Source organism: Pseudomonas sp. (genome assembly GCF_017744435.1).
Taxonomy (GTDB): domain Bacteria; phylum Pseudomonadota; class Gammaproteobacteria; order Pseudomonadales; family Pseudomonadaceae; genus Aquipseudomonas.
In genome coordinates, this window is the sequence record NZ_JAGIBG010000009.1 from 119,679 (window position 1) to 126,380 (window position 6,702).

Sequence of the window (6,702 nt, forward strand, 5' to 3'; positions counted from 1 at the left end):
ACAGAAGTCGCATCACCCTTGTGGGAGCGGCTTTAGCCGCGAAGAGGCCGGCACTGACAAACGAGGAAGTCATGCCTGAACGTGCACCGCTGGACCCCGTCACCGCCCGCTGGATCCCTTGGGTGGTGGCCATCGCCTTCTTCATGCAGTCCCTGGACGGCACCATCCTCAACACCGCCCTGCCGGCCATGGCCCGATCGTTGGCTGAAGACCCGTTGCGCATGCAGGGCGTGATCATCGCCTACATGCTCACTGTGGCCCTGCTGATCCCCGCCTCCGGCTGGATCGCCGACCGCTTCGGCACCAAGCGCATCTTCTTCAGCGCCATCCTGCTGTTCAGCTTCGGCTCGCTGTTGTGTGCCATGGCCAACAGCCTCGGTTTCCTGATCTTCGCACGCGTCGTGCAGGGCCTGGGCGGCGCGCTGATGCTGCCGGTCGGGCGCCTGGTGGTGCTGCGCGCCTACCCACGCACCGAGCTGGTGCGGATCATGAGTTTCATCACCATCCCTGGCCTGCTCGGCCCGTTGCTGGGCCCGACCCTGGGCGGCTGGCTGGTGGAGATCCTCAGCTGGCACTGGATCTTCCTGCTCAACCTGCCAGTCGGTGCGCTGGGCTGCTATGCGGTGTGGAAGTTCATCCCCGACCTGCGCGGGGTCGAGCGCACCCGCTTCGACGGCCCCGGTTTCATCCTGTTCGGCGCGGCAATGGTACTGATCACCATCGCCATGGAAGGCCTGGGTGAGCTGCACCTGCCTCACCTGCGGGTGATGTTGCTGCTGTTCGCCGGCATGGCCTGCCTGGCGGCCTACTGGCTGCGCGCCGGGCGCGACCCGGAGCCATTGTTCTCCCCCAGCCTGTTCAGCGTGCGCACCTTCGCCATCGGTATCCTCGGTAACCTGTTCGCACGCCTGGGCAGCGGTGCCCTGCCGTTCCTTGTGCCGCTGCTGCTGCAGGTGGCGCTGGGCTATTCGCCGTCCCAGGCCGGCATGAGCATGATTCCGCTGGCCGCGTCGGCGATGCTCGCCAAGTCCGTCGCCCGGCCCCTGATCGAGCGGCTGGGCTACCGCATTGTGCTGACTGGCAACACCTTGCTGCTGGGCATCCTGCTGGCCAGCATGGGCCTGGTCGACGAACAAACGCCGTATGCCCTGTTGCTGGTGCAGTTGGCGCTGCTCGGCGCGGTCAACTCGATGCAGTTCACGGCGATGAACACGGTGACCCTGATCGACCTCGACGACGCCAGCGCCAGCAGCGGCAACAGCCTGCTGTCGGTGGTCGCGCAGCTGTCGCTGAGCCTCGGCGTGGCCTGCGCCGGTGCCTTGCTCGGCGGTTTTACCGCGGCAGGCAGCGCCGACGGCGTGGAGACCACCCTGGGCGCGTTCCAGCTGACCTTCGTCACCATCGGCGTGATGGCCATGCTGGCGGCGGCAATCTTCCTGCAGCTGTCGCCGACGGACGGAAGGCGTGCCCGTCGTCCGGAACAACACGTGGAATCGTAGGGCGAATGGCCATGAGGCTGGTAGACTGTGCGGCATTTTTCGCTTCGCACCGCAGGCCCGCCTCGTGACCACCGAATCCACCGCCTTTGCCACCTTGCCGCTGTCCACCGCCATGCTGGCCAACCTGGACGCCCTCGGCTATGCCTCGATGACGCCGATCCAGGCCCAGAGCCTGCCCGTCATCCTGCGCGGCCAGGACCTGATCGCCCAGGCCAAGACCGGCAGTGGCAAGACCGCCGCCTTCGGCATCGGCCTGCTCAACCCGATCAACCCGCGCTACTTCGGCTGCCAGGCGCTGGTGCTGTGCCCGACCCGCGAGCTGGCCGACCAGGTGGCCAAAGAACTGCGCCGCCTGGCCCGGGCCGAGGACAACATCAAGATCCTCACCCTCTGCGGCGGCGTGTCGCTGGGCCCGCAGATCGCCTCGCTGGAACACGGTGCACACATCATCGTCGGCACCCCGGGGCGCATCCAGCAGCATCTGGACAAGGGCACCCTGGTGCTCGACGGCCTGAACACACTGGTGCTGGACGAAGCCGACCGCATGCTCGACATGGGTTTCTTCGATGCCATCGCCAGCATCATCGGCAAGACCCCGTCGCGTCGCCAGACCCTGTTGTTCTCGGCCACCTACCCGGCTGGCATCGAGCAGCTGGCCGCCGATTTCATGCGCAAGCCGCAGCAGGTCAAGGTCGAAAGCCTGCACGCCGACAACCAGATCGAGCAGCGCTTCATCGAGATCGACCCGCAGCAACGCCTGGAAGCCGTCACCCGTGTGCTTGGGCACTACCGCCCGCAATCGTGCGTGGCGTTCTGCTTCACCAAGCAGCAATGCGAGGACGTGGTTGCCCACCTGACCGCCAAGGGTATCGTCGCCCAGGCCTTGCATGGCGACCTGGAGCAGCGTGACCGCGACCAGGTGCTGACCATGTTCGCCAACCGCAGCAGCTCGGTACTGGTGGCCACTGACGTGGCGGCCCGTGGCCTGGATATCGATGGCCTGGACATGGTCATCAACGTCGAGCTGGCGCGGGATGCCGAGATCCATGTGCACCGTGTGGGCCGTACCGGCCGTGCCGGTGAGAAAGGTGTTGCGGTCAGCCTGGTGGCGCCAGCCGAAGGCCACCGTGCCCAGGCCATCGAAGACCTGCAGAAAAGCCCGCTGCGCTGGGACCAGCTGGACAGCCTGAAGAACAAGGGCGAGCCGTTGCTGCCGCTGATGAGCACGCTGTGCATCGCTGCCGGGCGCAAGGACAAGCTGCGTCCGGGCGATATCCTCGGCGCGCTGACCGGCGATGCCGGGATCCCGGGCAAGCAGGTGGGCAAGATCGCCATCTTCGACTTCCAGGCCTTTGTGGCTGTGGAGCGGCCGCTGGCCAAGCAGGCCATGCAGCGCCTGAACAGCGGCAAGATCAAGGGCCGGTCCCTGAAAGTCCGTATCGTCTGACCTATTTTGGGGCTGCTTTGCGGCCCTTTCGCGACACAAGGCCGCTCCTACAGGGGATCGCATGCTCCTGTAGGAGCGGCCTTGTGTCGCGAAAGGGCTGCAAAGCAGCCCCGGCTATCTATGAGGTAACACCGTGCATTCCACCGACGTGATCATCCTCGGCGCCGGCGCCGCCGGCCTGATGTGCGCCCAGCTCAGCGCCCGCCGTGGCCGCCGGGTGCTGCTGCTCGACCACGCCAACAAGCCCGGCAAGAAGATCCTCATGTCCGGCGGCGGGCGCTGCAACTTCACCAATATGTACACCGAACCGGCCAACTTCCTCTCGCACAACGCGCACTTCTGCAAGTCGGCCCTGGCCCGCTACACCCAGTGGGACTTCATCGAACTGGTGGCCAAGCACGGCGTGCCCTACCACGAGAAGAAACTCGGGCAGCTGTTCTGCGACAACAAGGCCAGCGACATCCTCAACATGCTGCTGGCCGAATGTGACGACGCAGGCGCCGAAATCCGCATGCACACCAGCATCGAACACATCGAGAAAACCGAGGGTGGCTACCTGCTGCAAACCAGCGGCGGCCAGTTCGCCTGCCAGTCGCTGGTGATCGCCACCGGTGGGCTGTCGATCCCGACCCTGGGCGCCACCGGCTTCGGCTACCAGGTGGCCCGCCAGTTCGGCCACACCCTGCTGCCGACCCGCGCCGGGCTGGTGCCGTTCACCATCACCGAGCCCCAACTCAAGGCACTGTGCACCGAGTTGTCGGGTACCTCGCTGGACTGCACGGCCAGCTGCAACGGCACCAGCTTCCGCGAGAACCTGCTGTTTACCCACCGTGGCCTCAGTGGCCCGGCGATCCTGCAGATCTCGTCGTTCTGGGAAGCCGGCGACACGGTGGAGATCAACCTGCTGCCCGACCGTGACGCGCTGAGCTGGCTGCAACAGATGCAAGCGGAGCGTGCCAACGCCGAGCTGAAGACCGTGCTGGGCGAGGTGTTCACCCGCAAGCTGGCCAACCTGCTGGCCGAGCAGTGGTTCGAGTCGCGGCCGATGAAACAGTACACCCCGACGGAGCTGTCACAGATCGCCGAAAAACTGGCGAACTGGCAGGTGGTGCCGGCCGGTACCGAAGGCTACCGCACCGCGGAAGTGACCCTCGGTGGCGTGGACACTCGCGAAGTGTCGTCCAAGACCATGGAATCGCTGAAAAGCCCCGGCCTGTACTTCATTGGCGAAGTACTCGACGTCACCGGCCATCTGGGCGGTTTCAATTTCCAGTGGGCCTGGGCATCCGCCAACGCCGCTGCGCAGTTCGTGTAGAGTAGAATCCATTCAGCAGCACGGAACGCTTCTTGCTGGCCGTGCTGCAATGCATTCATTCGATCACTGCCTAGCAGGCCATCATGTCATCGAGCTCGTTCCGTCAGTCACTGCGTCGCCTGTGGGGCCAAGACAAGTTCAGCTACAGCATCCGGGTCACCATCGCCCTCACCGGCAGCCTGGCCCTGTGCTGGTACCAGAACGAGATGGCCCTGCTGATTCCGCTGTTCCTCGGCATCATCGCCAGCGCCCTGGCCGAAACCGATGACAGCTGGCAGGGCCGCCTCAGCGCCCTCGCCGTTACCCTCACCTGCTTTGCCATTGCCGCGCTGGCAGTCGAGCTGCTGTTCCCCTACCCGTGGATCTTCGTCATCGCCCTGGCGCTGGCAGCGTTCGGCCTGACCATGCTCGGCGCCCTGGGCGAGCGCTATGGCGCGATTGCTTCGGCGACGCTGATCACCTCGGTGTACACCATGATCGGCGTGGACCAGCGTGGCGGCCTGGTCACCGACTTCTGGCACGAACCGATGCTGCTGGTGGCTGGCGCCGCCTGGTACGGCCTGCTATCGGTGCTGTGGCAGGCGCTGTTTTCCAACCAGCCGGTGCAGCAGAGCCTGGCCAAGCTGTTCTACGAACTCGGCAGCTACCTCAAGCTCAAGGCCAGCCTGTTCGAGCCGATCCGCAACCTCGATGTCGAGGCTCAGCGCCTGGAGCTGGCCCGGCAGAATGGCAAGGTGGTGGCGGCGCTCAACGCGGCCAAGGAAATCATCCTGCACCGGGTCGGCAACAGCCAGCCGAACTCCAAGGTCAGCCGCTACCTCAAGCTGTACTTCCTGGCCCAGGACATCCATGAACGGGTCAGCGCCTCGCACTACCCTTACAACGCCCTCAACGAGGCGTTCTTCCACAGCGATGTTATGTTCCGTTGCCAACGCCTGCTGCGCAAACAGGGTGCGTCCTGCCAGGAGCTGGCCCGCTCGATCCGCCTGCGCCAGCCATTCGTGCTGGCCACCGGATTCGCCGAAGCACTGGAAGACCTCAATGCCTCGCTTGAACACCTGCGCATCCAGAGCAACCCGGCCTGGCGTGGCCTGCTGCGCTCGCTGCGCGCCCTGGCCGCCAACCTGGCGACGCTCGACCGCCTGCTCAGCGCCGCCAGCAACCCCGACAGCCTGGCCGATGCCAGCGACAGCAGCCTGCTCGACCGCTCGCCACGCACCTTGAAGGACGTGTGGACACGCCTGCGCACCCAACTGACGCCGACCTCGCTGCTGTTCCGCCATGCCCTGCGCCTGCCGCTGGCGCTGTCGATCGGTTACGGCATGGTGCACCTGATCCACCCGACCCAGGGCTACTGGATCATTCTCACCACGCTGTTCGTCTGCCAGCCCAACTATGGCGCCACCCGGCGCAAGCTGGTGCAGCGGATCTTCGGCACCGCGATTGGCCTGACCGTCGGCTGGGCGCTGTTCGACCTGTTCCCCAACCCGGTCATCCAGTCGCTGTTCGCCGTGGCTGCGGGCGTGGTGTTCTTCGTCAACCGCACTACCCGCTACACCCTGGCCACGGCAGCCATCACGCTGATGGTGCTGTTCTGCTTCAACCAGATCGGCGATGGCTATGGCCTGTTCCTGCCACGCCTGTTCGATACCTTGGTCGGCAGCCTGATAGCCATCCTCGCGGTGTTCCTGTTCCTCCCCGACTGGCAGGGCCGGCGCCTGAACAAGGCACTGGCCAACACCCTGGCCTGCGCCAGCGTGTACCTGCGTCAGATCATGCAGCAATACGCCCACGGCAAGCGCGACGACCTTGCCTACCGCCTGGCCCGGCGCAACGCCCACAACGCCGATGCAGCGCTGTCGACCACACTGGCCAACATGCTCATGGAGCCGGGGCATTTCCGTAAGGAGGCCGATGTCGGCTTCCGCTTCCTGGTGCTGTCGCACACCTTGCTCAGTTACCTGTCAGGGTTGGGTGCGCACCGCGATACGGCCTTGCCGGCAGAGGTACAGGAGCAGTTGATCGATGGCGCCGGGCAGAGCCTGGCCAATAGCCTGGACGAGATTGCCAATGGCCTGGCAGCACGGCTGCCCGTGGCGATTCACAGTGATGCCGAAGAGGCGCTGGCCGATGCCCTGGAGCAGATGCCGGAAGAACTGGATGAGCACCAACGGTTGGTGCAGACACAGTTGGCATTGATATGCCGGCAGTTGGGGCCATTGCGGACCTTGGCTGCACACCTGATCAAAGAGGCGCCCGCTGCCTGATTCTCTCTGTCTGTGCTGGCCTCTTCGCGGGCAAGCCCGCTCCCACAGAAGCTCCACCGCTTATAGGGGCTGAGTTGAACCTGTGGGAGCGGGCTTGCCCGCGAAGAGGCCAGCACAGACAGAGAGAATCAGGCAGCGGGCGCCTCTTTGATCAGGTGTGCAGCCAAGGTCCGC

The 6,702-nt window shown here is 65.2% G+C and carries 4 protein-coding genes; all 4 read left to right on the forward strand.

The window, feature by feature from the left end; translation table 11 throughout:
* Positions 1-71: 71 nt before the first annotated feature.
* The gene (gene mdtD / locus J7573_RS09190) at positions 72-1,499 is read left to right on the forward strand and encodes a multidrug transporter subunit MdtD (protein ID WP_294333264.1); all 1,428 of its coding nucleotides are present in this window, start codon (positions 72-74) and stop codon (positions 1,497-1,499) included.
* A 112-nt stretch (positions 1,500-1,611) separates the two neighbouring features.
* Positions 1,612-2,946, forward strand: a complete 1,335-nt coding sequence (gene dbpA, locus J7573_RS09195) for an ATP-dependent RNA helicase DbpA (RefSeq protein ID WP_240349712.1) — start codon at positions 1,612-1,614, stop codon at positions 2,944-2,946.
* 133 nt (positions 2,947-3,079) lie between these two features.
* Positions 3,080-4,261, forward strand: a complete 1,182-nt coding sequence (locus tag J7573_RS09200; protein ID WP_294333266.1) for an NAD(P)/FAD-dependent oxidoreductase — start codon at positions 3,080-3,082, stop codon at positions 4,259-4,261.
* An 83-nt stretch (positions 4,262-4,344) separates the two neighbouring features.
* Entirely contained in the window at positions 4,345-6,528 is a 2,184-nt protein-coding gene (yccS, locus tag J7573_RS09205; protein ID WP_294333269.1) for a YccS family putative transporter, read from the forward strand.
* Positions 6,529-6,702: the final 174 nt, after the last annotated feature.